General features: G+C 62.3%; 26 protein-coding genes. 21 read left to right on the forward strand and 5 right to left on the reverse strand.

Features of this window, described 5'->3' with window-relative positions:
• The first annotated feature begins 97 nt into the window (after window positions 1–97).
• The gene (locus Q0899_RS00725; protein ID WP_298359105.1) at window positions 98–763 is read left to right on the forward strand and encodes an HAD-IA family hydrolase; all 666 of its coding nucleotides are present in this window, start codon (window positions 98–100) and stop codon (window positions 761–763) included.
• Here the strand turns inward: Q0899_RS00725 and Q0899_RS00730 are convergent.
• Complete coding sequence (locus tag Q0899_RS00730) at window positions 760–2,067, reverse strand: MmgE/PrpD family protein (protein WP_298359102.1); 1,308 nt, start codon at window positions 2,065–2,067, stop codon at window positions 760–762. The genes Q0899_RS00725 and Q0899_RS00730 overlap by 4 nt on opposite strands.
• A 113-nt stretch (window positions 2,068–2,180) precedes the next feature.
• Here Q0899_RS00730 and Q0899_RS00735 point away from each other — a divergent pair, with 113 nt between their 5' ends.
• Entirely contained in the window at window positions 2,181–3,389 is a 1,209-nt protein-coding gene (locus tag Q0899_RS00735; protein ID WP_299190754.1) for an aminotransferase class I/II-fold pyridoxal phosphate-dependent enzyme, read from the forward strand.
• A gap of 3 nt (window positions 3,390–3,392) precedes the next feature.
• On the opposite strand, the gene Q0899_RS00740 is transcribed toward Q0899_RS00735, so the two are convergent.
• A complete protein-coding gene (locus Q0899_RS00740; protein WP_299190756.1) occupies window positions 3,393–3,911 on the reverse strand; it encodes a hypothetical protein in 519 nt (172 codons plus the stop codon).
• Window positions 3,912–4,536: 625 nt separating this feature from the next.
• Here Q0899_RS00740 and Q0899_RS00745 point away from each other — a divergent pair.
• The 12 genes from Q0899_RS00745 (at window position 4,537) to Q0899_RS00800 (ending at window position 15,188) form a co-directional block, all read left to right on the forward strand.
• Entirely contained in the window at window positions 4,537–5,700 is a 1,164-nt protein-coding gene (locus Q0899_RS00745; RefSeq protein ID WP_299190758.1) for an isovaleryl-CoA dehydrogenase, read from the forward strand.
• On the forward strand, window positions 5,697–6,053 hold the full coding sequence (locus Q0899_RS00750) for a hypothetical protein (RefSeq protein ID WP_298292693.1): 357 nt from the start codon (window positions 5,697–5,699) through the stop codon (window positions 6,051–6,053). Before Q0899_RS00745 ends, Q0899_RS00750 begins: the two co-directional genes overlap by 4 nt.
• 16 nt (window positions 6,054–6,069) lie before the next feature.
• Window positions 6,070–6,567, forward strand: coding sequence for a hypothetical protein (locus tag Q0899_RS00755; protein WP_299190761.1), 498 nt, complete (start codon window positions 6,070–6,072; stop codon window positions 6,565–6,567).
• A 2-nt stretch (window positions 6,568–6,569) separates the two neighbouring features.
• Window positions 6,570–8,183 (forward strand): carboxyl transferase domain-containing protein, encoded by a 1,614-nt coding sequence (locus Q0899_RS00760; RefSeq protein WP_299190763.1) that lies wholly within the window; start codon window positions 6,570–6,572, stop codon window positions 8,181–8,183.
• 99 nt (window positions 8,184–8,282) lie between these two features.
• Complete coding sequence (locus Q0899_RS00765; protein ID WP_299190765.1) at window positions 8,283–10,205, forward strand: acetyl/propionyl/methylcrotonyl-CoA carboxylase subunit alpha; 1,923 nt, start codon at window positions 8,283–8,285, stop codon at window positions 10,203–10,205.
• Window positions 10,202–10,852, forward strand: coding sequence for a glutathione S-transferase family protein (locus tag Q0899_RS00770; protein ID WP_298292684.1), 651 nt, complete (start codon window positions 10,202–10,204; stop codon window positions 10,850–10,852). Before Q0899_RS00765 ends, Q0899_RS00770 begins: the two co-directional genes overlap by 4 nt.
• Window positions 10,849–11,703: a hydroxymethylglutaryl-CoA lyase gene (locus Q0899_RS00775; RefSeq protein ID WP_299190767.1), complete on the forward strand. Its 855-nt coding sequence runs from the start codon at window positions 10,849–10,851 to the stop codon at window positions 11,701–11,703. The genes Q0899_RS00770 and Q0899_RS00775 overlap by 4 nt, the downstream gene beginning before the upstream one ends.
• A complete protein-coding gene (locus Q0899_RS00780; protein ID WP_299190769.1) occupies window positions 11,696–12,475 on the forward strand; it encodes a crotonase/enoyl-CoA hydratase family protein in 780 nt (259 codons plus the stop codon). The genes Q0899_RS00775 and Q0899_RS00780 overlap by 8 nt, the downstream gene beginning before the upstream one ends.
• A gap of 69 nt (window positions 12,476–12,544) precedes the next feature.
• The gene (locus Q0899_RS00785; protein ID WP_298359082.1) at window positions 12,545–13,669 is read left to right on the forward strand and encodes a lytic murein transglycosylase; all 1,125 of its coding nucleotides are present in this window, start codon (window positions 12,545–12,547) and stop codon (window positions 13,667–13,669) included.
• A gap of 6 nt (window positions 13,670–13,675) precedes the next feature.
• Complete coding sequence (locus Q0899_RS00790; RefSeq protein WP_299190771.1) at window positions 13,676–14,062, forward strand: Rid family hydrolase; 387 nt, start codon at window positions 13,676–13,678, stop codon at window positions 14,060–14,062.
• On the forward strand, window positions 14,062–14,730 hold the full coding sequence (locus Q0899_RS00795) for a hypothetical protein (protein WP_299190773.1): 669 nt from the start codon (window positions 14,062–14,064) through the stop codon (window positions 14,728–14,730). Before Q0899_RS00790 ends, Q0899_RS00795 begins: the two co-directional genes overlap by 1 nt.
• On the forward strand, window positions 14,727–15,188 hold the full coding sequence (locus Q0899_RS00800) for a hypothetical protein (protein ID WP_298359073.1): 462 nt from the start codon (window positions 14,727–14,729) through the stop codon (window positions 15,186–15,188). Before Q0899_RS00795 ends, Q0899_RS00800 begins: the two co-directional genes overlap by 4 nt.
• Here Q0899_RS00800 and Q0899_RS00805 read toward each other — a convergent pair.
• From Q0899_RS00805 to Q0899_RS00815, 3 genes are read right to left on the reverse strand one after another with little or no spacing between them, the layout of a single operon-like run.
• Window positions 15,176–15,832, reverse strand: a complete 657-nt coding sequence (locus tag Q0899_RS00805; RefSeq protein WP_298359071.1) for a CatB-related O-acetyltransferase — start codon at window positions 15,830–15,832, stop codon at window positions 15,176–15,178. The two genes, Q0899_RS00800 and Q0899_RS00805, sit on opposite strands and share 13 nt — an antisense overlap.
• Entirely contained in the window at window positions 15,829–16,827 is a 999-nt protein-coding gene (locus Q0899_RS00810; RefSeq protein WP_299190776.1) for an acyl-CoA desaturase, read from the reverse strand. Before Q0899_RS00810 ends, Q0899_RS00805 begins: the two co-directional genes overlap by 4 nt.
• A gap of 10 nt (window positions 16,828–16,837) precedes the next feature.
• On the reverse strand, window positions 16,838–17,350 hold the full coding sequence (locus Q0899_RS00815; protein WP_299190778.1) for a GNAT family N-acetyltransferase: 513 nt from the start codon (window positions 17,348–17,350) through the stop codon (window positions 16,838–16,840).
• A gap of 296 nt (window positions 17,351–17,646) precedes the next feature.
• On the opposite strand from Q0899_RS00815, the gene Q0899_RS00820 reads away from it, so the two are divergent.
• Genes Q0899_RS00820 through Q0899_RS00850 form a run of 7 tightly spaced genes read left to right on the forward strand, consistent with a single transcriptional unit; the run spans window position 17,647 to window position 22,664 of the window.
• A complete protein-coding gene (locus Q0899_RS00820; RefSeq protein WP_298292664.1) occupies window positions 17,647–18,012 on the forward strand; it encodes an NADH-quinone oxidoreductase subunit A in 366 nt (121 codons plus the stop codon).
• On the forward strand, window positions 18,003–18,536 hold the full coding sequence (locus tag Q0899_RS00825) for an NADH-quinone oxidoreductase subunit B family protein (protein ID WP_298292662.1): 534 nt from the start codon (window positions 18,003–18,005) through the stop codon (window positions 18,534–18,536). The genes Q0899_RS00820 and Q0899_RS00825 overlap by 10 nt, the downstream gene beginning before the upstream one ends.
• A gap of 9 nt (window positions 18,537–18,545) precedes the next feature.
• Window positions 18,546–19,157 carry an NADH-quinone oxidoreductase subunit C gene (locus Q0899_RS00830; protein ID WP_298292660.1) on the forward strand — a complete coding sequence of 204 codons (612 nt, stop codon included), beginning with the start codon at window positions 18,546–18,548 and terminating at the stop codon, window positions 19,155–19,157.
• Entirely contained in the window at window positions 19,157–20,017 is an 861-nt protein-coding gene (locus Q0899_RS00835) for a sulfotransferase (protein WP_299190780.1), read from the forward strand. The genes Q0899_RS00830 and Q0899_RS00835 overlap by 1 nt, the downstream gene beginning before the upstream one ends.
• Window positions 20,017–21,234: an NADH-quinone oxidoreductase subunit D gene (locus tag Q0899_RS00840; protein WP_299190782.1), complete on the forward strand. Its 1,218-nt coding sequence runs from the start codon at window positions 20,017–20,019 to the stop codon at window positions 21,232–21,234. Before Q0899_RS00835 ends, Q0899_RS00840 begins: the two co-directional genes overlap by 1 nt.
• Window positions 21,231–21,506: a hypothetical protein gene (locus tag Q0899_RS00845; RefSeq protein WP_299190784.1), complete on the forward strand. Its 276-nt coding sequence runs from the start codon at window positions 21,231–21,233 to the stop codon at window positions 21,504–21,506. The genes Q0899_RS00840 and Q0899_RS00845 overlap by 4 nt, the downstream gene beginning before the upstream one ends.
• Window positions 21,507–22,664 carry an NADH-quinone oxidoreductase subunit E gene (locus Q0899_RS00850; RefSeq protein ID WP_299190786.1) on the forward strand — a complete coding sequence of 386 codons (1,158 nt, stop codon included), beginning with the start codon at window positions 21,507–21,509 and terminating at the stop codon, window positions 22,662–22,664. It abuts the gene before it with no gap.
• Window positions 22,665–22,695: the final 31 nt, after the last annotated feature.

Below are 22,695 nucleotides of genomic sequence, written 5' to 3' on the forward strand. Positions count from 1 at the left end.
TTGTGCCCGTTCTACCTTCCACGCAGGGCAACGCAAGCGCGCAGCCCTCAAAACACATTACGCCGCATTACAAGCCGGCGGGGCAAAGGGCAGGGCAATGCGCACGGTAGTATTCGATTTGGACGGCACCTTGGCCGACACGAGCGGCGATCTTTTGGACGCTGCAAACGCCGTTTTTCGCGCGGCGGGCCATGGTGATGTGCTGGAACACCCCCGGGACGCCGGAACCGCCTTGCGCGGCGGGCGGGCGATGATGACGCTGGGGTACGAGCGGCTGGGCATCACGTTCACCCATGACGACATCGACGCGGGCTACCCGATCTTGCTGGAGGCCTATGACAAGCAGATCGCCGACAAGACAACCCTCTACGATGGCGCGCGTGCGGTGGTCACACGGCTGAAGCTGGCGGGCTACAAAGTGGCTGTCTGCACCAACAAGCCGATCACACTGGCCGAGAAGCTGCTGAAAGAAATCGACTTCTACGACGTCTTCGATGCGGTCGTTGGCGCCAAGACGCTGCCGGTCAGCAAGCCCGATCCCGCGCCCTACATTCTGGCGGTTGAACAAGCGGGCGGCGACGTCTCGCAGTCGGTGCTCATTGGAGACACGGCAACCGACCGCAAAACCTCGACCGCCGCAGGGGTGCCCAGCATTCTGGTCACCTTCAGCCCCGCTGGAAATTCCGTGCAAGAACTGTTCCCCGACGAGACCATCGATCATTTCGACCACCTTGATGCGGCCGTCGCCAAGCTGATTGGCTAAGGCGCGCCGCTCAACCCTTCGAGCAATGGAGCGATGCCCGCATCTGGCAAAGCCTCAATCGCGTCCGCAATCCGTCCTGCCCGGTCAATACCGGCCACGGGAACCGCGATACTATCATATTTCTCGCGCAACTCGCCCGCCGTCGGCGGCGCGGTGCTTTCCCATTTTGGCTCCTGCCATTCGCTCTGATGCACGTCGCCGGAGATCAACGATATCCGCACCCGCGCGATACGCTTGCCGGGATAAACCCGCTCGGCGTCTGCGTGTTCCGACATGGTCATGGCCAGCGACAACCGACGGATTTCGGGGTCGTTTAATGCGTCCTCATCCAGATCAAACGGCCCGATGCCGCCGCGCGACAACGCGATCGCAACAGGGTAGGAGGTCGAATATTGCGCCTCTTCGGTGGTCTTGGGGTCGTTGCATGCCAAACGGCAGGCGTTGTGGAACGTCTCCACCTCGATCTTGGCCACATCCGCCGCGCTGAACCCGTGCGCGCGCTGCAACCCCAACGCGGCCTCAACTGGCCCATGCGACCAGCGGCAGGTCGGGTAGGGTTTGACGTATTGTTCCAACATGTACCAGCGCGTGCCGAGGTCCTGCCAAACGGGGCCGTCCAACGTCAACGCAGGGGCGCCGGTGAACCCCTTGGCGGCCAGCCTGACGGCGGACACCCCCGCCATAGCGCCCCAGCCTGAGCCATCCTTTAGCATTGTCGGCGTGTCGATCACCCGCATCATCTGGCTGCGCGGCCCATGATATTCGGCGATGCCCATTGCATGCGCTGTCTGTACGTCGTTCAGCCCCTGCAGCCGCGCGCCTACGGCTGCCACGGCGACGGCCATCCACGCGCCAGAGGTGTGATAATCCGGCGTCGTCGCGTGCAGCACCGTCCCAAGGCGGGTGCCATACTCGTACCCTAGAATGAGCGCCTCCAGGAACGCGTCACCAGAACAATCTGTTGGCGCAAGCGCCATCATCCCCGGCAGCAGCGCGCAGCCAACATGGCCCTTGGTCGGGTTGGACCCGTCATGCCCGTCCAGCGCGTCGATGGTCATGCCGCCCGCAAGCGCCACGCCCAGCGGGCTGGCCGTCAGGTCCGAGCAGAGCATCGGCATCTCACCCGCGAAATCCTCTGCCGCATGGGCGTTGATAATCCCGGCCAGCTTGGTGCGCGACCCTCCCTGGGCAATGCCGCACAGGTCCAGAAGATGCAGCTTGGCACGCGCGATCACCTCTGGCGGAGCTTTCTCCAGGGCGAAGTTTCGCAGAAAGTCGGAAGGATCAGGCGCCATATCTTTCATGTTTCCAGAATGGGCCCGTCCGCGCTGTCAAAAATGCCTGTTTGCGACATCGCCGCCCGTTGACGCCCGCCGCTGACGCACGCAAAACTGCGCGCAGCAAAAGGATGTCTCCCATGTCAGAGCGCTTCACCGGGTCCTTCACCCAGCAAGAACCGATCCCCGAGGCGGGCATCAAAGCCGCCCTGGAGGTGCTGCAGCACGGGCGGTTGCACCGCTACAACGTGGCTGAGGGCGAGTTGGGCGAAACCGCGCTGCTGGAACAGGAATTTGCCCAGCTGACCGGTGCAAAATATGCGCTCGCCGTGGCATCTGGGGGCTACGCGATGGGCTGCGCAATGCGCGCCATCGGTGTCAAGGCGGGCGACAAGGTGCTGTCCAACGGCTTCACGCTGGCCCCCGTGCCGGGTGCAATCGCCTCGCTCGGGGCAGAGCCGGTTTTTGTGGAAGTCACCGAAAATCTGACCATCGATCTGGACGACCTTGCGGCCAAAATCGATAGCTCCGGCGCAAAGGTGCTGCTGCTGAGCCACATGCGTGGCCATCTCGTGGATATGGAGGCCCTTATGGCCACTTGCGACGCCGCCAACGTGGCGGTGGTCGAAGATTGCGCCCACACGATGGGCGCGGATTGGAAGGGCGTGCATTCGGGTCGTCATGGCATAATCGGCTGTTATTCCTGCCAGACCTACAAGCATATCAATTCTGGCGAGGGTGGTTTCCTGACTTCTGACGATGACGAGGTCATGGCTCGGGCCATCATGCTGTCAGGCAGCTACATGCTGTTTGAGCGCCACGCGGCAACGCCGCCGGTGGAGGTGTTCGAGCGGGTGAAATACGACACGCCCAATATCTCGGGCCGCATGGACAACCTGCGTGCCGCGATCCTGCGTCCGCAGCTGCCCATGCTCGAGGCCCAGGTGGACAAATGGAACGCCCGCTACGCCAAGGTGGAGGAGGGGATACGCAACTGCCCCGGCCTCCACGTGATCGAGCGGGCGCCTGAGGGACGCTTTGTCGGCTCCTCCATCCAGTTCCTGCTGCCCGGCTACCGGCCAGAGCAGATCGAAAGCTTCGTGCAGGGCTGTGCCGCGCGCGGGGTCGAGCTGAAATGGTTTGGCGCAGCCGAGCCCAAGGCCTTCACCTCCCGCTATGATAGTTGGAAATACGCCGCAGCCCAAAGCCTGCCGCAGACGGATCGCGTGCTGGCGGGCCTTATCGACATGCGCCTGCCGCTGACCTTTACCTTGGAAGATTGCAGCACAATAGCGCGGATCATCACCGACGAGGCAATGACCCTGTCGCAAAGCGTCGCCGCGCAGTAGCGGCTACTTGGCGATCCGGTCTTGCAACTGGATCACGTTGTTCTCGGACAGGCGCGCGGTGCGCTGCGCTGTGGCCAATCCATGGGACCGGCTGGCCACGCGTCCGGGTCCGATGGCCCGAACCCCGTCCAAGTCGGCCCCGCCAGAGAGGTTGGCCATGACAGCCTTCGCCCCGCTGCGGGCCGCTAGCATGCCACCTGCGAACGTGCCGGATCCTGGGAAGACCGGCGTGCCGCCAAAGACGGTGCGGGGGCGTGCTTTGGACTGTCGCTCCGCCACGACACCTTGCGCGGCATAATATGTGCGGTTGTGTTCTTCGACGACGCGCTTCAGGTCGCCCGGCGCATATGTATGCGCATCAGCCAGCCCCATGGCCCGCGCGCATAGCTTCGAGCAGAACCAGCGGTCCGGCGTGTGGCGGCGCATGTTGACCAGCTGGGTCATCAAGAGCCCCCAATAGTCGTAGCCTTTGCCAAGATGGCGCAGCGCGCGTTCGAATGTGTCCTGCGGTGCCCATGGCACCGGAACGAACTCGTAAGCTCCGGCTCGGAAGGTGACGTCATGCGTATATACGCCGCCATGTTTTCCGGCGGCGGAGATGCAACGATATGTGTCTCCGGGGAGGGGCGGTCGGTCACTAATAAATAATTCACAATGCGAAAACTCGGAGCGTGTGATGCGTTGAACGAGCGTATCGCTTAAAAACCGGCCCTCGCCTCTGTAGAAGGCAAGGTAGATCATGATTTTGTCGTGGTCCCAGGTGTTAATGTGTCAAAAATGGGGCAGATACTATCCACAGGCAAGAAAAAACTAAGAAATTGTTAAGGTTACGCGGAATCGCGTTAACGAAGTAACGGCCATTATTTGGACATAATTCACCGGATGGCTCTCGGCCATCGGGCAGAACCGCGCAGATGACGTGCGCGGAACGCTTATTTTGCTGGCTCAAACCGGATTGTCTGGCGATATCAGTGGCTTCGGGGTTTCCGAATGTGGGCTTCGGGCGAGGTTAACATTGGTTAACTGGTTAACGGTCTCTTCCCCTGGAATCGCACCCCAAAGGTTAATAGGGCGCATATTGTCGTTGACCTCGGGGGGGATTCGCATGTTATATGAACGCATGTTCAATTAATTGGAGCGATCCGCCATGTTCACCGCCTCAATGACGTTCGACCTGGGCGAAGATGTTAATGCGCTGCGCGATATGGTGCACCGCTGGGCGCAGGATCGCGTCGCTCCCATGGCCGCCGAGATCGACAAAACCAACGCCTTCCCGCCCGAACTGTGGACCGAGATGGGCGAGCTGGGCCTGTTGGGCATCACCGTGGATGAGCAATATGGCGGTGCGGGCATGTCCTACCTCGCCCACGTCATCGCGGTCGAAGAAATTGCGCGCGCCTCCGCCTCGGTATCGCTCAGCTACGGCGCGCATTCCAATCTTTGTGTCAACCAGATCAAGCTGAACGGCACGGAAGAGCAGAAGCAAAAGTACCTCCCCAAGCTCGTCGCGGGCGCCCATGTTGGGGCGCTTGCGATGAGCGAGGCAGGGGCGGGGTCAGACGTCGTTTCGATGAAGCTGAAGGCTGAGAAACGCAACGACCACTTCCGCCTGACCGGCAACAAATATTGGATCACCAACGGCCCAGACGCCTCCACGCTAGTGGTATATGCCAAAACTGACCCGGATGCGGGCAGCAAAGGCATCACCGCCTTCCTGATCGACAAGGACATGAAGGGGTTCTCCACCTCGCCGCATTTCGACAAGCTCGGCATGCGCGGGTCCAACACGGCCGAGCTGATCTTTGATGACGTCGAGGTTCCGTTCGAAAATGTGCTGGGCGAGGAGGGCCGCGGCGTGCGCGTGCTGATGTCCGGCCTCGATTATGAACGCGTGGTGCTTGCGGGCATCGGTACCGGCATCATGGCCGCCTGCATGGACGCGATCATGCCGTACATGGCGGAGCGCAAGCAGTTCGGCGAGCCCATCGGGTCCTTCCAGCTGATGCAGGGCAAAATCGCAGACATGTACACCGCGATGAACACTGCGCGGGCTTACGTCTACGAGGTCGCCAAGGCCTGCGATGCAGGCACCGTCACCCGTCAGGACGCCGCCGCCTGCTGTCTTTATGCGTCCGAGCAAGCCATGGTCCAGGCCCACCAGGCCGTGCAGGCCATGGGCGGCGCGGGATTCCTGAACGACGCGCCTGTGGCGCGCCTGTTCCGCGACGCCAAGCTGATGGAGATCGGCGCGGGCACATCTGAAATCAGGCGCATGCTCGTTGGCCGCGAATTGGTGGGGGCGATGGGGTGAGAGCTCGCCTGCGCGCATTCCACTACGCAGGCATCGCGCTGATGGCGCTGTTTGCGCTGTTGGCCGCGTTGCAGTACCAGCGCGCCGCGCTGCAGATCACGGAAACCCAAATCATCGAAACCTATGCGTCCCAATATCTGGCCACGGCCCCCAAAGGCGCAAAACTGACCGATTGCAAGGCCAAACCAGGTCCACAAAGCCACATCCGGATGGTTGTCATTTGCGGCCCCGCCCGATTTGATGCCGACCGACATTACGAATATCACGTCGGCCCGCTGGGCGGGCTTATTGTCAAACACGGGCCCGGTGACTGGGTCACGCAAGAGCCCGTCGCAGGACGCGACGCGGCCTGACGGACAAGGAAAAACGATGCTGAAACCCACCCTGTCGGCGGCCCTGGCTGCCCTGATTTTCACCACCCAGCTGCACGCAGCTGAGGACCCGATCGTGGCCGAGGAAAAGTTGCTCGTTCTGGGCTGCCTTGAGCAGATGGAGAACGGAACCTCCTGGCCCGAATGTGTAAGCCTGATGTTCCAGCCCTGCGCCGACGAGGCGCCGGGGTCGGACCCGCATGCCGCCTGCCTGAGCGATGAGCGTGAAGGCTGGTCGATGACCGTGCAGAACCTGCAGGCCAAGCTCATCGAGGGCGTGACGCCGGAGGGCCGTATTCAGATCATCGATCTGATGGGGCTATGGGGCAGCTACGTCGTGCAACAATGCAACCAGGTGGCCGCGACCAAGGAAACCGGCGCTGAGAGCGCGCGGCTGGGCTGTGAAATCAGCGAGTTTGCGGGTCTGGCAGGCGAATTCGCCGCCTGTCTTGAGGGGCGTTCCACCGCTGAATACTGCGAGTTCAAAGAAGAGTAGCCATGAAACTGACCTCCGCTATATCCCCCTCATCCGAGGAATTCCGCACCAATGAAGCGGCCAATCTGGCCGCATTGGAGGTCGTGCGCGAGGCCGCTGAACATGCGGCGCTGGGCGGCGGGGAGCGCGCGCGCGACCGGCATCTATCGCGCGGCAAGATGTTGCCGCGCGACCGGGTGGCGAACCTGCTGGATGCGGGCTCGCCCTTCCTGGAGGTCGGCGCGACGGCGGCGCATGGCATGTATGACGGCGCCGGCCCCTGCGCGGGGGTGATCGCGGGGGTCGGCTATGTCTCCGGCAAAATGGTGATGGTGGTCTGCAACGATGCCACCGTGAAGGGCGGCACCTACTACCCGATGACCGTCAAAAAGCACCTCCGCGCGCAGGAGATCGCCGAGGAAAATCATCTGCCTTGCATCTATCTGGTCGACAGTGGCGGCGCGAACCTGCCCAACCAGGACGAGGTCTTCCCCGACCGCGACCATTTCGGCCGGATATTCTACAATCAGGCCCGCATGTCGGCCAAAGGCATCGCGCAAATCGCCGTGGTCATGGGGTCATGCACCGCAGGCGGGGCCTATGTGCCGGCCATGTCGGATGTGACGATCATCGTCAAAGAGCAGGGCACCATTTTTCTTGCAGGCCCTCCTCTTGTGAAGGCCGCGACGGGCGAGGTTGTCAGCTCCGAAGATCTGGGTGGCGGCGACGTGCACACCCGTTTGTCGGGCGTGGCGGATTACCTGGCGGAGGATGACGCGCATGCTTTGGCTCTCGCTCGGGAAGCGATGAAGTCCGTGCAAGCAGGCGATGGGCCGTCCAAATCATACAATGCGCCGCAAGGCTTTGATGAACCGGTCTATGACCCCGCCGACCTGCTTGGCGTCGTGCCGGCGGCATTGACCACGCCATATGACATCCGCGAGGTCATCATGCGCGTCGTCGACGGCTCGCGGTTTGACGAATTCAAGGCCCGGTTTGGCGAGACTTTGGTCACCGGATTTGCCGAGATCTGCGGCATGCAGGTGGGCATCATCGCCAATAACGGCGTGCTGTTTTCCGAGGCCGCGCAGAAGGGCGCGCATTTTGTGGAACTGTGTTCCCAGCGTCGTATCCCGCTGGTTTTCCTGCAAAATATCACGGGCTTCATGGTCGGCCGGAAGTATGAAAACGAAGGCATAGCGCGGCATGGGGCCAAGATGGTGACGGCCGTGGCGACGACCTCTGTGCCCAAGATCACCATGGTGGTGGGCGGCTCTTTTGGAGCCGGAAATTATGGCATGTCTGGAAGGGCTTACGGGCCGCGCTTCATGTGGTCCTGGCCCAATTCCCGCATCTCCGTCATGGGCGGCGAGCAGGCCGCAGGCGTGCTGGCAACTGTGAGGCGCGACGGCATCGAACGCAAAGGCGACAGCTGGTCCGAGGCCGAAGAAGCCAAGTTCAAACAACCGGTTATCGACCAGTTTGAAAGCCAGTCGCACCCGCTTTACGCCTCGGCGCGGCTTTGGGATGACGGCGTGGTCGACCCGCGAAAAGCGCGCGACGTCCTGGCCCTGTCATTGAAAGCGGCCCTGTGCGCCCCGATCAAGGAGACACGTTTCGGCGTGTTCCGCATGTGAGGGGGGCAAAAATCTTGAAGAAAGATTTTTACGAATTTTCGGGGAAAATTCGCGCCTCCGGCGGGCATATTTTTGGCAGAAAGAAGCAGGGCATTCGTGATGTTTGACAAAATTCTAACCGCCAATCGGGGTGAAATCGCCTGTCGCATCATCGACACCTGCCGCCTGCTTGGCGTGCGCAGCGTTGCGATCCATTCCGACATCGACGCGGCGTCCCGCCATGTGGAGATGGCGGATGAGGCCGTGTCTTTGGGCGGCCAGACACCGGCGGAAAGCTACCTGCGCATTGATGCGGTGATTGACGCCGCCCGGCGCACAGGGGCGCAGGCCATTCACCCGGGCTACGGCTTCCTGTCGGAGAACCCCGATTTCGTCGAAGCGGTTGAAAAGGCCGGGCTGGTCTTTATTGGCCCATCTGCCAAGGCGATCCGCGCGATGGGGCTGAAAGATGCGGCCAAGACCCTGATGCATGAGGCAGGCGTGCCCGTCGTGCCCGGCTATCACGGCGCGGCGCAGGACAATCTGGCGGCCGAGGCCGACAAGATAGGCTACCCCGTGCTGATCAAGGCCGTGGCGGGCGGCGGCGGCAAGGGGATGCGGCGCGTCGATGCGCCCTCCGAGTTTGCCGACGCATTGGCTGCCGCGCAGTCAGAAGCCCTGAAAGCCTTTGGCAACGACGTGGTGCTGATCGAGAAATACGTCTCCAAGCCGCGCCATATCGAGGTGCAGGTCTTCGGCGACGGCACCCGCGCGGTGCATCTGTTTGAACGCGATTGTTCGCTGCAGCGCCGTCATCAGAAGGTGATCGAGGAAGCCCCGGCGCCCGGCATGACCGCTGATATGCGCGACGCCATGGGGCAGGCCGCGGTGCGCGCGGCGGAAGCCGTGGGATATGCGGGCGCGGGCACGGTGGAATTCATTGTCGACGCCTCGGACGGGCTGTCGCCGGACAAGTTCTGGTTCATGGAGATGAACACCCGATTGCAGGTGGAACACCCTGTCTCGGAAGAAATCACCGGCGTCGATCTGGTGGCCTGGCAGCTCCGTGTGGCGGCAGGCGAGGGCCTGCCCGCCAAGCAATCTGACCTGCGGATCAAAGGCCACGCATTCGAGGCCCGCATCTATGCCGAGGACGTGCCTGCGGGCTTTCTGCCTGCAACCGGAACGTTGGAGCATCTGAACTTCGCCGACGCGCGCATCGACACGGGCGTGCGCCAAGGTGATGAGATCAGCCCGTTTTATGACCCGATGATCGCCAAGCTGACCGTGCATGGCGCTGACCGCGCGCAGGCACTTGCTGCTTTGGAACGCGCATTGTCCGACACCCAGATCGCGGGAACGGTCACCAATATCGCGTTTCTCAAAGCGCTTGCTCAACATGAGGGCTTCGGCGCGGGTGACGTGGATACCGGCCTGATCGAGCGGGACCTTGATGCGCTGACAGCGCCTGCCGTGCCGTGCATGCGGTGCCGTTCGGTGGCCGCCGTGGTGGCTTTGGGGGCTCAGGCCGGCGGGCAGACGGGCTTTTCCCTTTGGGGTCCATTGGAGCAACGGGTCGCGCTTCAATGGGGTGACGACGAGATTGCTGCGCAAGTGGCGACGCTTGGCGGCGGCACATACCGTGTCTCCCTCGGGGAGACGGGTCATCAGGTTGCCCGCACAAGCAACGGCTGGTCGGTGGACGGGCAAAAGATTGCCGCCAAGGCCGTGCGCACCAAAGACGGCGTGACCGTGTTCTGGGGCAATACCTACAGCTTCACCGTGGCGGACCCGTTGGACCGCGCATCGGGCCAATTGGCGGGCGACGCGACGCTGGCCCCCATGCCGGGCCTGGTGAAGGCGGTGTTTGTCGAGGCCGGCCAAGATGTTACCGAGGGCGACAAGCTGGCCGTGCTGGAGGCAATGAAGATGGAACATGTGCTGCGCGCCGGGCGCGACGGGGTGGTCGCCTCGGTCCATGTGTCCGAAGGCGCGCAGATCGCGGCGGGCGACCCGATGATCATTTTGGAGGAACAGCAATGATCCGGCTGCACCACGCGCATCAAACCCGGTCCATGCGCAGCCTGTGGCTGCTCAACGAGTTAGGCGTGGAGTTTGAAACGGTGGTGCATCCTTTTGGCAAAAATCTGCGTGCGCCGGACTATTTGGCAAAGCATCCCGTGGGCCGGGTGCCCGCGTTGGAAATAGACGGCAAGGTGCTGTTTGAAACCGGGGCGATCGCCGAATATCTGTGCGACCGTTTTCCTCAGGCCGGGTTGGGCCGAGTGGCGGGCGACGAGGACCGCGCGGATTGGCTGATCTGGCTGCATTTTGCGGAAACCGTCGCGCAGCATTGCGCGTCGCTGACGCAGCAGCATGTGATGCTCTACGAGCCGGAAATGCGCTCGGACATCATCATGAAGCTGGAGGCCGCGCGTCTGGGCAAATGCTTTGGTGCGTTGGATCAACGGCTGGAGGGGCGCGACTACCTGCTGGACAGCGGGTTTTCGGCGGTAGATATCTCCTGCGGCTACGCGGTCTATTCCGGCGTGCATTATGTGCGGCCCGATGCCTACCCGAACCTCGTTGCATGGTACGACAGGTTGAGCGCGCGCCCCGGATTTCAGGCTTCCCTGCCGCCTGAAGGTGAGGGCATCTACCAACAAGACTTCTACCCGGCCCCGCAATGACCAGCTTTGTCGAGATATTCGAGGTCGGCCCGCGCGACGGGCTGCAAAACGAAAAGGCGCTGATACCAACGACGGCCAAAGTGGCGCTGGTGGATTTGCTGTCCACTGCCGGGTTCCGGCGGATCGAGGTGGCGAGCTTTGTCTCTCCAAAATGGGTGCCGCAAATGGCCGACAGCGCCGATGTGCTGGCGGGCATCACGCGTGCGTGCGGGGTGTCCTACGCGGCGTTGACCCCCAACATGCGCGGGTATGAGGGCGCGAAAGCCGCGCGCGCCGACGAGATCGCGATATTTGGCAGCGCGTCGGAGGGGTTTTCCAAAGCCAACCTGAATGCCTCAATCTCGGAAAGTCTGGACCGGTTCGCGCCGGTGGCCGAGGCCGCTTTGGCTGACGGAATTCCGGTGCGCGGCTACGTATCCTGCGTCACCGACTGCCCCTATGATGGCCCGACCGCGCCTGCGGACGTGGCGCAGGTTGTGGCGGCTCTGCGGGACATGGGCTGTTACGAGGTGTCGCTGGGCGACACCATTGGCAAGGGCTTGCCGGAGACGGTGGATGCGATGCTGACGGCGGTACTGGAAGAATTGCCCGCAGGCAAATTGGCAGGCCATTTCCACGACACCGGCGGGCGGGCGCTCGACAATATCGACGTCTCTCTGGCGCGCGGGCTGCGGGTGTTTGATGCTGCAGTGGGCGGGCTGGGCGGCTGCCCTTACGCGCCGGGCGCGTCGGGCAATGTGGCCACGGAAGCGGTCGCGGCGCATTTGGCTGTGACGGGCTATGAGACCGGACTGGATTTGGATTTGATCGGGCAGGCGGCCCGCATGGCGAAGGAGATGCGCGATGTTTGAGACCCTGCTGTTGGAGACGGATGCGCGCGGCGTGGCCACGTTGACCCTGAACCGGCCCGAAAAGCGCAACGCCATGTCGGGCGAGATGATCGCAGAGCTGCACAAAGCAGCGGACGTACTGGCTGCTGATGACGCGGTGCGTGTCGTGATCCTGCGCGGCGCGGGGGCGATGTTCTGCGCGGGCGGGGATTTGAACTGGATGAAGGCGCAGATCAACGCTGACGGGACCACACGCGCCGCCGAGGCGGGTAAGCTGGCTGCAATGCTGGGCGCGCTGAACACCTTGCCCAAACCGATCATCGCGCGCATCGAAGGGGCGGCGTTTGGTGGCGGGGTCGGGTTGGCCTCGGTCTGCGATGTTGCCGTTTGCGACCCGCAAGCGAAGTTCGGCCTCACCGAGACCAAGCTGGGGCTGCTGCCTGCCACCATCGGCCCTTATGTGGTCGCGCGGATGGGCGAAGGCCATGCGCGCCGGGTGTTTATGTCCAGCCGGGTATTCGGCGCGGAGGAAGCGCAAGCGCTTGGGCTCATTGCGAAAATCACCGATGATCTGGACGCCGCCGTCGCTGCTGAGGTGGATCCCTATCTCGCCTGCGCGCCCGGCGCCGTGGCCGAAGCCAAGGCACTTGCGTTGCGGCTTGGCGGGGCACCCGGACCGGCAGAGGTGGAGGCCAGCATCCAGGCGCTCGTCACCCGCTGGGACCACCCCGAGGCGGGCGAGGGCGTCGACGCCTTCCTGAACAAGCGCAAGCCGGACTGGGCGTCACTATGACCAGGGGTCGCCCCGCAATTTCGTTCATGGTAGGCTTGCTCAAAAGCAAAAGAGCAGCACGAGGCCACCATGTTCACACGACGCGTATTCTTAGCCGCCTCAGGCGCGGCTGTCTTGCAGGGCTGCAGCAGCGGCACAACGGTTTCGACACCCGGCGCCGCGCAGGCCGCTGACCCGGCGGCCCGGATCGTGCCAAATGCCGGTTGGGACGCCTGGGTCGCTGGCTTCATGCCGCGCGCGCGGGCCGCAGGCATCACGGATGCCACGTTGAGCCGCGCGTTTCGCGGCGCGGGATTCCTGCCCGGCGTGATCGAACGTGACCGCAACCAGACCGAATTCAAACGCAGCTTTGAGGACTACCTCGCCATCGTCGCCAATGACGACAAGATCGCCCAGGGCCGGGTGGCCTTCGCGCGGCAGCGGTCGCGATTGAACGCTATTGAGGCCAAATACGGGGTACCGGCAAATGTGGTGGCCGCCATTTGGGGTGTGGAGAGCAATTTCGGCACGCGGCGGGGCACCATTCCGGTGGTCTCGGCCACATCGACGCTGGCCTATGACGGGCGGCGCGGCGTGTTCTTCGAAAAGCAGCTGATCGCGGCGCTGAAGATCCTGCAAACCGGCGACACCACGGCAGACAAGCTGGTGGGGTCCTGGGCGGGGGCCATGGGCCACACCCAGTTTATTCCCACGTCATATCAATTGTTTGCGGTAGATTTCACCGGTGACGGGCGGCGCGATATCTGGTCGGAGGACCCATCAGATGCACTGGCCTCGACGGCCGCGTATCTGGCGCGCTCCGGCTGGCAGCGCAGCCAGCCCTGGGGGCGGGAAACCACCTCGGGCGGCTTGCAGCCTGACCCCGGCGGGCCGCGTTTCGCCGTCGGGCAGAACTTCCGCGCCATCAAGCGCTACAACAATTCCGACAACTATGCGCTTGGGGTGGGCCATCTGGCCGACCGGCTGGCGGGTGGCGGGCCATTGAAGACCCCGTTCGGGCCGGACAAATACGGGCTGACCATAGATCAGCGTAAGCTGCTGCAAACGCGGCTGACCGCCAAGGGGTTCGATACCGGCGGGGCGGACGGCGTTCTGGGGCCAAAGTCCAAAGCGGCGATTGCGGCCTATCAGGCCAGCATCGGCGTGGCAGCAACCGGCAATCCTTCACCTGCATTGCTGGCGCGGCTGGGCTGACGGGCGATGCGCAAGACCATTGTTCCATCGGGCATGGAGGGGCTGACGCGCGACTGGAAGATGTCGCCGGGGCACCTTGCAGGCGGGCTGTTGTTTCTGACGGGCTTTAACGGTGCAGCGCCCGACGGATCAGTCTCAGACGACCCCAAGGTCCAGATCGATGTGGCGTTTGCGCAAGTAGAGGCCGTATTGTCGGAAGCGGGTCTGAGCTTTGCCAACATTGCCGAAGTCACCAGCTATCATGTCGGATTGCGCGACCATCTGGCCCTGTTCAAAGAGGCATGGGCGCTTAGGATGCGCGATCCGTACCCCGCCTGGACCGCCATCGACGTAGCGGGCTTTGCGACGGAAGGCGTCATTGTAGAGCTGCGCGTCATTGCAGTGGCACGCTGATGGGTTGGTTCGGGGGATACGACGTCTCGGACGACGTGCAGGACTGGATCGAGGACAGTTTCGACTGGGCCGCGATGAACAAGATCATGACACCCGCCACGCCTTTGGTGCTGCCGACGAAGGCGTTCTTTCCGGCGCGCAAAGGCGATCCTGACACGGTGGTGGCGGGGCTGGTGGACAACCTCAAAGACATTCTGGGTCTGCAGAGCCTCAAGGTGACTTTGGCCCCCATCGACGACGTGCCACCAGAGTTACGCCATAACTATCAAAGCCTTGGCGCGGTTGCGGGCACATGGCAAGGCGACGCTATGGGCGGGCATATCAGGTACGACCCCGCGCTGATCAGCCAGCCGATGACGCTGATCTCCACGCTGGCGCATGAGCTGATGCACCAGCGGCTGGCGCGGTCCACCCGCGACTGGCCCGGCGGGGCGGAGGCAGAGGAGCTGGCGACCGACCTGCATTGCATCACCGCCGGGCTTGGCGTGATCCAACTGGCCGGATCGGAACAAGCCGGCTGGCAGGGCTACATGCGCCAACCGTCGCGCGCGCACGCTCTGGCGGTGTTTCTGGCGCGGCAAGACATGGGGCCGGATCAGGCATTGGCCTATCTGCCGTCCCGCGCGGCAAAGTATTTGAAACGGTCCATCAAGGAATTGGCGCGGTGACGATCACCTCGCCCATTTGGATGCGCGTGGCGTGGCTGGGGCTGCTGGTCGCCGCCTTTTTTGTGCCGGTCTTCTTTCTGGCCATAGAGTTCGCAGAGACGGAAAACTGCACGCCCGACATCACTGCGAAAGACTACGCGGGCGCACGCACGATTGCGCTTTGGACATGGGGGTTGTCGTTCTTGGTGATGGGTCTGCTGCTCGCAGCTGCGGAAAAATGTGCGCCAACGGCGCTCGGCCGGTGGCCGGTTTGGGCCGCGTTTGGAATTTGGAAGGCCGTGACTTTGGGGTTGGCTTTTGTGACGTCGCCATCTTGTTTCGAATCCTATGCGCCAGAGCTTCTTGACCCGCACCCGTTGGAAGGCCCGGCGGCGATGGGAAGCGTGTTCGCTTGGGGCATTTTTCTGGCCGTTATTCTGGTTGGATTGATCGCCGGCCCAAAGCGTCACGACGGCTGAAGGGCCTCCAGCGCGTCGAGGTCCCGAGCTTGCAACGCGGGCAGGGCGGCTTCGATGGTCTCGGCAGGCCAGTCCCACCATGCAAGCGCCAGCAGGCGGGCGCGGGTTGCCTCGTCAAAGCGCATCTTCACCACCTTGGCGGGGTTTCCGGCGACCACGGCGTAGTCCGGCACATCGCCGGTGACCACGGCCCGCGCGGCTACGATCACGCCGTTGCCAATATTGGCCGCAGGCATCAACAGCGCGTCCCGCCCGATCCATACGTCGTGGCCAATGCGGACATCGCGACTGCGCGCCACGGAGCTGCGATAGGAGCCGATCTGCGCGGGATCGAATATCGGGAACGGAAAGGTCGTCAGCCCCGACATATCGTGATTGGCGCGGCCTGTGATAATCTGCACGCCCTGCGCAATCTGGCAAAATTTGCCAATATGGATGTTCTCGGGCGCGCCGGGCCACGTATAAGGCGCCAGCAGCGCGGCGATGTCAGTGTCCGGGGTCAGCGTTGTGTCGGCATAGTAGCTATAGGCACCGATGTGAAAGTTTTCATGATCAATGGCCTGATCCAGAAATACCGTGCCGGGGTAGCGATCACCATTTTCGAATATGATGGGGTTGCGCTTGGTGTGGTCGGGAAATGTCATCTGGCCTCTGATACTCTGGTCAGTCCCTCACGCGGGGCCTCGCTGTTGGGTGTCTTTATGTTCCATGCCAGCCCGAGGGTTTCCAGCGCTTTGATGAACCAGAAGCCGGGGTCGGTCTGGCCTTGCTCAACGCCCAGCCTGGCGGAATGCGGGAAGGCGTGGTGATTGCCATGCCAGTTCTCCCCGAAGCTAAGCAGGCCGAGTCCGGGCAGGTTGTAGCCCTGCACCGGCAGCCCCGCGATGCGCCAACCCTGATGGCCTTGGCGGTGCGCATAGTGGCCCACCATCCAATGACCGGTGAGGGAGACGAAGACGCGGACCGAGACGCCCCAAAGCACCCAAGCCCAGCCGCCAAGGGCAAACAGGATCAACGCGAGAGGCAGCTGCTGCGCCATCCAAGAGCGCTCCACGAAGCGGTAGAACGGGTCTGATGCGGTCGGTTCCTCGATGGCGAAACGCGGCGGCACCTCCAGCCGGTACTCGCAATTCATCTGCCACCACGCGTCGCGCCAGAACCCCGCGCCGTGGCTGGGATGGGGCGGGCAATAGGTCTGCCGTTGGTGCCAGTCGCGCATATCATGTGCGCGGATCATGCCAAAGGGGCCAGCCATTCCGACCAAGGTGCCGAGCCAAACAAGAAGCCGCTCCAGCCACAAAGGCGCGGAAAAGCTGCGATGTATCAGAAGGCGGTGCATGCCGACCGAATGCCCGGCGCACAGGGTGATGCCAGACAGCAGGACGAACACCAGAACCGCGTCCCATGTGATGAAGAACGGGGCCACAACGACAGCCAAAAAAGTATGGCCCAGATACCAAAGCGATTTTCCCCGCGCCCAGACAATGCGCCCCTTCGACGTGTCCGTCTCAGCCTGCGCAGTGACGCGCTCCGTTGGTATGAGGTCGCTGCAGTGATGCGCGCAAGGGGGTGTAGCCATAGGCCAAGCGTTGCTCGAATTGTCGGGTTTCGCAAGCGGCGTCAGTTGGCTGCTTTGCATACCCGGCGGCCTACGACAGGTGATGTTCAAGATAGACGAGGTAGGGTTCCAGCTCGGGCCCGTTGGCGTTCTCCGGGTAACGCGGGATGTAGGTGAAACCGAATTTTTCATACATCGAAAGCATCGCCGCGTTGCCCTTGACCGTGTCGGCATAAAGGCTTCTGCAACCCATGGCGCGCGCTTCGGCAATCCTCATCTCGAACAGCTGTCGCCCCAAACCTTCTCCTTGTGCGCGGGGCCGGACATACATCCTTTTCAGTTCGGCCGCGTCGGCCCGAATTTTTCGGATGACGCCGCACCCAACCAGCGTTCCGTCCGGCTCGGTCGCCAACAGCATCCGGCCATCGGGTGGCAACAAGTCATCCAGATGTGCCATCGTATCACGCGCCATGTCTGACGCGTCGTGCCTTGGCCCACCTGCCGCCACGAGCTTGTCGATCATGACCCCGTAGTATTCGCGCATGAGCGCTTCAAATGCTGCGGGATCAGGGAGCTCCGAGACGAATTCCAGCTTTAGTGACATTGCTACAGCACCGCCTTTGTTTGCATTGACAACCGATCTTACGTCAGAGCGGTTGTGGTGTCATCGCACCGGTCCCGATTTCATTCTGGCAGCCGCGCCCGTCGGGTCGCGGTATGGAGGTGGCGCGATTGCGGTAGCTGAAGTTGGAGCGGCGTCCGCCAAGGCTTCAAATTCTAGGGATTGCGTTGATTTTTGCCCCCTCGGTCGCATTGACCCTTCCGACCCGCACGCGTAAAGATCACCGCAAGCCGAAAAGGCCCCGCCAGTCGAGGTGCGGGAATACCAAGGAGACACTCGTGGACGAGCTGCTACGCGAATACCTGCCCATCCTTATTTTGTTGGCGATTGCGATTGGTTTGGGGTTGATCCTCATCCTCGCCGCCGTGGTGCTGGCGGTACGGAATCCCGACCCCGAAAAAGTGTCCGCCTACGAATGCGGGTTCAACGCTTTTGATGATGCGCGGATGAAGTTCGATGTGCGCTTCTACCTGGTGTCCATTCTCTTCATCATATTCGACCTCGAGGTTGCCTTCCTCTTCCCATGGGCCGTGGCCTTCAAGGATGTGGGGCTGCTGGGCTTCTGGTCGATGATGATCTTCTTGGCGGTGCTGACAATCGGCTTCGCCTACGAGTGGAAAAAAGGAGCTCTCGAATGGGAGTGATGGCTGGCGCAAATACTGCGGGTTGGGACAAGGATGTCGCCACGCAGGAACTGAATGCGGAACTGCAGGACAAGGGCTTCCTTGTCACCTCGACCGAAGACATCATCAACTGGGCGCGCACAGGGTCCTTGCACTGGATGACCTTCGGGCTTGCCTGCTGCGCGGTTGAGATGATGCACACCGCCATGCCGCGCTACGACATGGAACGGTTTGGGACAGCGCCGCGCGCTTCCCCCCGCCAGTCGGACCTGATGATCGTTGCGGGCACCCTGACCAACAAAATGGCCCCTGCGCTGCGCAAGGTCTACGACCAGATGCCAGAGCCGCGCTACGTGATCTCCATGGGGTCGTGTGCCAATGGCGGCGGCTATTACCACTACAGCTATTCGGTGGTGCGCGGCTGCGACCGCATCGTGCCGGTGGACCTCTACGTGCCGGGCTGCCCGCCCACGGCCGAGGCGCTGCTTTACGGCATCCTGCAGCTGCAACGCAAAATCCGCCGGACCGGCACCATTACCCGCTAAGGACAAGACATGACCGAAGCCCTGCAAGAGCTGGCCACGTATATCGAAACGAAACGCCCCGACTGCGTGCTGGAATGGTCCGTTGCCAATGACGAGCTGACCGTGAATGTGGCGCCTGCCTCGCTGGTGTCTTTCTCGGAGTTTCTGAAGACCGACGCGACCTGCCGGTTCTCGACCATGATCGATATGACCGCCGTGGACTACCCGACCCGCGACATGCGGTTCGACGTGGTCTACCACTTCCTGTCGATGTACCAGAACCACCGCATCCGCATCAAAGTGGCGATCCGGGAAGAGGAAACCGTGGCCTCGCTGGTCGACATCTACCCCGCCGCCAACTGGTTTGAGCGGGAGATTTTCGACATGTTCGGCATCCTGTTTACAGGTCACCCCGACCTGCGCCGCATCCTGACGGATTACGGATTTCGCGGGCATCCGTTGCGCAAGGACTTCCCGACCACAGGCTACGTGGAATTGCGCTACGACGAAGAGCAAAAGCGCGTGGTCTACGAGCCGGTGACGCTTGTGCAGGAATACCGCCAATTCGACTTCATGTCCCCCTGGGAAGGCGCGCAATACGTGCTGCCGGGTGACGAGAAGACAGAGGAAGGCAAGGCCTGATGCCGCAAGGCCCCTCAGATATGCCGACCGTGATGTACGGGGTGGGCGCGACGAAGGCCGGCACCAGCTGGCTGTACCGCTATTTGGACACGCATCCCGATTGCGCCATGCCAATCCCGAAAGAGCTGCATTATTTTGACCGCGCGGAGGGGTTCTTCAAACGCGATCTGGCGGCGCTCTATCAGGCGCGGGCGGACAAGCTGAACCCGAACGCGCCGCGCGCAATTGCGTTTCGGCGCTACATTCTGATGCTGCGCGATCAGGCGGCAAATGACGTGACCTATAAGGATTACGTGCGGGACGTGGCCGGGCCTGCGCCGCTCTTTGGCGACATCACGCCGTCTTACGCGCTGGTGTCCACCGATATGCTGCGCCGCATGGCGCAGGTCGCCCCGGTGACCAAATTTGTCTACCTGATGCGCGACCCGGTGGCGCGGCTGTGGTCCAACATCCGCATGCAGGCGTCGATCAAGGCCGAACGCAAGGGCGGCGACGCAGAGCGCTTCGCCACGGAAATCGCGCAGGACTATCTGGACGACCGCAGCCAATCGGTCGCCGCGCGATCAGACTATGTTGGCGCGTTGAAGCGACTGGGCGCGGCGGTGCCGGCCAGTGACGTGTTTGTCGAGTTCTATGAGCGCCTGTTTTCGAACGACACCATAACGCGGCTCTGCGCGTTTCTGGGCATTCGCGACGTGCCGGGCGATTTCGGCAAGATGGTGCATCAAGGGACGTCCATGACGCTTGCCCCCGATTTGGGCGCGGCGCTTCGGGCAAAGCTGGCCCCGCAATATGCGGGCGTGGCGGAACGATTTAACGACTTGCCCGACGCGTGGCAGGCAAAGATGGGAGCGGCCTGATGGACGGCTCGAAATTCAACGACGCCCTGACGGGCGAGCAGAAGATCCGCAACTTCAACATCAACTTCGGGCCGCAGCACCCTGCCGCCCACGGCGTGTTGCGCTTGGTGCTGGAGCTGGACGGCGAGATTGTAGAACGCTGCGACCCCCACATTGGCCTGCTGCACCGTGGCACCGAAAAGCTGATGGAAAGCCGGACCTATCTGCAGAACCTGCCGTATTTTGACCGGCTGGATTACGTCTCGCCGATGAACCAGGAACATGCATGGTGCCTGGCGATCGAGAAGTTGACGGGGACCGAGGTGCCACGCCGCGCCTCGTTGATCCGGGTGCTGTATTCCGAGATTGGCCGCATCCTGAACCACCTGCTGAACGTCACCACGCAGGCCTTGGACGTGGGCGCGCTGACCCCGCCGCTTTGGGGCTTCGAGGAACGCGAAAAGCTGATGGTGTTCTATGAACGTGCCTGTGGCGCGCGCCTGCACGCGGCCTATTTCCGCCCCGGTGGCGTACATCAGGACCTGCCGGAGGACCTGATCGACGATATCGACGAATGGACCGGCGGCTTCCTGAACACGCTCAGCGACATTGACGGTCTGCTGACCGACAACCGCATCTTCAAGCAGCGCAACGCTGATATCGGCATCATCTCGGAACAGGACATTCTCGATTACGGCTTCACCGGCGTCATGGTGCGCGGGTCGGGGCTGGCTTGGGATCTGCGCCGGTCGCAGCCCTACGAGTGCTACAACGAATTCGACTTCGAAATTCCCGTCGGCAAGAACGGCGACTGCTACGACCGCTACCTGTGCCGGATGGAGGAGATGCGCCAGTCGATCTCGATCATCCGTCAGGCGATTGAAAAGCTGCGCGCGCCCGAGGGCAAGGGCGATGTCATGGCACGCGGCAAGATGACCCCGCCGCCGCGCGCCGAGATGAAGACCTCGATGGAGGCGCTGATCCACCACTTCAAACTCTATACCGAGGGCTTCCACGTGCCTGCGGGCGAGGTTTACGCTGCCGTTGAAGCCCCAAAGGGCGAATTCGGGGTCTACCTTGTCGCCGACGGCACCAACAAACCCTACCGCGCCAAGATGAAGGCCCCGGGCTTCCTGCATCTGCAGGCGATGGACTACATCTGCAAAGGCCACCAACTGGCGGACGTGGCCGCGATCATTGGCACCATGGACGTGGTGTTTGGGGAGATTGACCGATGAAATTTTTGACCTTTGTCGCAGCTGCAACACTCGTCGCCCCCGCTTTTGCCGACGGCCACCAGCAGCCGGACCTGTCGGACCTGATCTCCGACACGCTGGGCTATGTGCAGGTGCGTGAGAATGTGGTGATCCTTGAGGGCGAAACCATGGGGTCGTTCATCTGCCGGTTCGACATTCGCAACGGTGCCTTCGAAAATTACAAAGAAACCGGGGAGCTGGGTGGCGAGCAAGCCGAATACGCCTGCATCCCCGTCGAGGAGCTTGAGAACTAAATGCTACGCCGCCTCCATAAAGAGCAGCCTGACAGCTTCGCCTTCACACCTGACAATCAGGCCTGGGCAGACGCTCAGATCACCAAATACCCCGAGGGCCGTCAGGCCTCGGCGATCATTCCGCTGTTGTGGCGCGCGCAGGAACAAGAGGGCTGGCTGACCCGTCCCGCCATCGAAGGCATCGCGGAGATGTTGGGCATGGCCTATATCCGCGCGTTGGAAGTGGCGTCGTTCTACTTCATGTTCCAATTGCAGCCCGTGGGCAGCGTCGCGCATATCCAGATTTGCGGCACCACGTCCTGCATGATCTGCGGGGCCGAGGATCTGATCGAGGTCTGCAAACGCAAGATCGCGCCCAACCCGCATGAGCTGTCGCCAGATGGCAAATTCAGCTGGGAAGAGGTTGAATGCCTGGGCGCCTGCGCCAATGCGCCGATGGCGCAGATTGGCAAGGATTACTACGAGGACCTAACCGCCAAACGCGTGGGCGACCTGATCGACATGTTGGACAAGGGCGAGGTCCCAACCCCTGGGCCGCAGAACGGGCGCTACGCCGCCGAGCCGCTTAAGGGTCTGACATCATTGACGGAATATGACAGCGGCAAGACGCAATATAACGCGTCTGTGCAGCTGGCGGCCGATATTGGTGATACGGTAAAGCGCATTGACGGCACCGAAGTACCGCTGCTGGCCCCTTGGGGGCAGGCCGCGCCAACGCTGGGCGGCACGCCCGCGCCGAAACCCAAGGCGGCAGCGAAACCCGCGCCGAAGACAGACGCCAAGCCGAAGGCCAAACCCGCTGCGAAACCAGCAGCCAAACCGACCCCCGCCAAGGCAGAGGCCAAACCGGCCAAGAAGCCCGTGGCCAAGGACGGCAAGCCGGAGATGCTGAAGAAGGCGCGCGCCGGGGGCGCGGATGATCTCAAGATGATCAAAGGCGTCGGCCCCGCATTGGAGAAATTGCTCAACAAGCTGGGCGTTTATCATTTTGACCAGGTCGCCGGGTGGCGCAAAGCCGAGGTGGCCTGGGTCGACGAAAATCTCGAAGGATTCAAAGGTCGCGTCAGCCGCGACAATTGGGTGGCTCAGGCCAAGACCCTCGCCAAAGGGGGCAGTACTGAGTTTTCAAGCCGCGTCAAAAAAGGCGGCGTCTACTAATGCTAGGGACTAGCGGACAGGGAGAGACAAA

The sequence above is a fragment of the uncultured Litoreibacter sp. genome (assembly GCF_947501785.1).
In the GTDB taxonomy this organism is placed as follows: Bacteria; Pseudomonadota; Alphaproteobacteria; order Rhodobacterales; family Rhodobacteraceae; genus Litoreibacter.

Coding starts and splice junctions, on each gene's coding strand:
- Q0899_RS00745 (WP_299190758.1), top strand. CDS start 4,537: ATGTTCACCGCCTCAATGACGTTCGACCTGGGCGAAGATGTTAATGCG.
- Q0899_RS00730 (WP_298359102.1), bottom strand. CDS start 2,067: ATGAAAGATATGGCGCCTGATCCTTCCGACTTTCTGCGAAACTTCGCC.
- Q0899_RS00735 (WP_299190754.1), top strand. CDS start 2,181: ATGTCAGAGCGCTTCACCGGGTCCTTCACCCAGCAAGAACCGATCCCC.
- Q0899_RS00725 (WP_298359105.1), top strand. CDS start 98: ATGCGCACGGTAGTATTCGATTTGGACGGCACCTTGGCCGACACGAGC.
- Q0899_RS00850 (WP_299190786.1), top strand. CDS start 21,507: ATGCTACGCCGCCTCCATAAAGAGCAGCCTGACAGCTTCGCCTTCACA.
- Q0899_RS00830 (WP_298292660.1), top strand. CDS start 18,546: ATGACCGAAGCCCTGCAAGAGCTGGCCACGTATATCGAAACGAAACGC.
- Q0899_RS00810 (WP_299190776.1), bottom strand. CDS start 16,827: ATGCAAAGCAGCCAACTGACGCCGCTTGCGAAACCCGACAATTCGAGC.
- Q0899_RS00840 (WP_299190782.1), top strand. CDS start 20,017: ATGGACGGCTCGAAATTCAACGACGCCCTGACGGGCGAGCAGAAGATC.
- Q0899_RS00775 (WP_299190767.1), top strand. CDS start 10,849: ATGACCAGCTTTGTCGAGATATTCGAGGTCGGCCCGCGCGACGGGCTG.
- Q0899_RS00780 (WP_299190769.1), top strand. CDS start 11,696: ATGTTTGAGACCCTGCTGTTGGAGACGGATGCGCGCGGCGTGGCCACG.
- Q0899_RS00795 (WP_299190773.1), top strand. CDS start 14,062: ATGGGTTGGTTCGGGGGATACGACGTCTCGGACGACGTGCAGGACTGG.
- Q0899_RS00785 (WP_298359082.1), top strand. CDS start 12,545: ATGTTCACACGACGCGTATTCTTAGCCGCCTCAGGCGCGGCTGTCTTG.
- Q0899_RS00770 (WP_298292684.1), top strand. CDS start 10,202: ATGATCCGGCTGCACCACGCGCATCAAACCCGGTCCATGCGCAGCCTG.
- Q0899_RS00835 (WP_299190780.1), top strand. CDS start 19,157: ATGCCGCAAGGCCCCTCAGATATGCCGACCGTGATGTACGGGGTGGGC.
- Q0899_RS00815 (WP_299190778.1), bottom strand. CDS start 17,350: ATGTCACTAAAGCTGGAATTCGTCTCGGAGCTCCCTGATCCCGCAGCA.
- Q0899_RS00755 (WP_299190761.1), top strand. CDS start 6,070: ATGCTGAAACCCACCCTGTCGGCGGCCCTGGCTGCCCTGATTTTCACC.
- Q0899_RS00760 (WP_299190763.1), top strand. CDS start 6,570: ATGAAACTGACCTCCGCTATATCCCCCTCATCCGAGGAATTCCGCACC.
- Q0899_RS00805 (WP_298359071.1), bottom strand. CDS start 15,832: ATGACATTTCCCGACCACACCAAGCGCAACCCCATCATATTCGAAAAT.
- Q0899_RS00825 (WP_298292662.1), top strand. CDS start 18,003: ATGGGAGTGATGGCTGGCGCAAATACTGCGGGTTGGGACAAGGATGTC.
- Q0899_RS00790 (WP_299190771.1), top strand. CDS start 13,676: ATGCGCAAGACCATTGTTCCATCGGGCATGGAGGGGCTGACGCGCGAC.
- Q0899_RS00765 (WP_299190765.1), top strand. CDS start 8,283: ATGTTTGACAAAATTCTAACCGCCAATCGGGGTGAAATCGCCTGTCGC.
- Q0899_RS00845 (WP_299190784.1), top strand. CDS start 21,231: ATGAAATTTTTGACCTTTGTCGCAGCTGCAACACTCGTCGCCCCCGCT.